The organism is Providencia sp. UF-183 (assembly GCF_058246155.1).
Genome location: NZ_JBSICD010000058.1, coordinates 1 through 1,400, shown reverse-complemented (window position 1 = coordinate 1,400; position 1,400 = coordinate 1). Strand labels below are relative to the sequence as shown.

Genomic DNA, 1,400 nt, shown 5'->3' with positions numbered 1-1,400 from the left:
GCCACGCCTGCCACTTACGCCTTGTTAAAAGCTTATTTAATGATGAGCTCCCCCGAGCGCATGGAGCCCGAATTTTTCACCCAAACCGTGCTAGAGAGCCTCTCGCCCATTGAGGGGGTGAATACTGGCGAATGGCAGACGTTAGGCCGTGAATTATTGGCGTTTTATGCCAACCAACTGCCGCAACATGCGGATTGGGCTATCCAGAAAAACCGCGCACTGATTAGCAGCAGCCGCAATTTATTGGTGCGCCAAATCGGCCAACGCAATGGCGAGTCAGCTTTGTATCAAAAAATCCTTCTGCAAGCTAAAAATAGCTATGCGGAGATGACACTGGATGACATGACGGGGGGCACTGACGTCAGTTTCTTGTTCACCACCGATGAGTTTATCCCCGGGGTGTTTACCCGCCGTGCGTGGGAAACCACCATCGAGCCCGCCATTAACCGCGCTGTGGAAGCGCGCCGCGACGAGATTGACTGGGTGTTGAGCGACAACCAACAGCCCGTCGACAGTGATATCTCCCCAGAGCAACTGAAGCAGCGCCTCACCGAGCGCTATTTTGCCGATTTTGCGGGCAGCTGGCTGAACTTAATGAACAGCTTGCAATGGCGCCACACAGAGAACTTGTCCGATACCATCGACCAGTTAACCCTGATGGGGGATGTGCGCCAATCCCCGGTGATTGCCCTGATGAATACGCTATCGTACCAAGGCAAAACGGGGCGCCAGCAAGAAAAACTGACGGACTCGTTTATCAACTCCACCAAGGAGTTGCTCAACAAAGACAAAAAGCCGGTTATCAGCCAAAAAGCCGAATTTAGCGGCCCACTGGAAGCCACCTTTGGCCCCGTGTTGAACTTGACCGACCCGCAGGCTAACAACAACAGCGACAACCTCAGTTTGCAGGCTTACCTCACCCGCGTCACCCGCGTGCGGTTAAAGCTGCAACAAATCGCCAATGCCCCTGACCCGCAAGCCATGTCCCAAGCCCTTGCCCAGAGTATTTTTGAGGGTAAAACTGTCGATTTATCCGAAACCCGTGACTATGGCAGCCTCATCGCCGCCAGCCTTGGGCAAGAGTGGAGCGGCTTTGGCGAATCCCTGTTGGTGCAACCGATGAACCAAGCGTGGGAGCAACTGCTTACCCCGACCGCCGAGGGTATCAACGCCGAATGGCAAAATGCCATCGTCAACGAATGGAACACCGCGTTTGGCGGGCGCTACCCGCTAAAAAATACCCAGAGCGAAATCTCACTGCCGTTGATGGCGCAATATTTACGCCCCGATAATGGCCGCATTCAGCGCTTTTTAGAAACCCGCCTTAAAGGGGTGTTACGCAAAGAAGGTAATCGCTGGGTACCTAACAACACCACTGCCCAAGGGCTGCGCTTTAACCC

Annotated in this window: 1 protein-coding gene; it reads left to right on the top strand. The window is 54.1% G+C overall.

Annotated features, from left to right (window positions below; all coding sequences use genetic code 11):
• On the top strand, positions 1 to 1,400 hold a 1,400-nt coding region (locus AC4IFT_RS22310), incomplete at both ends, for an ImcF-related family protein (RefSeq protein WP_490752916.1).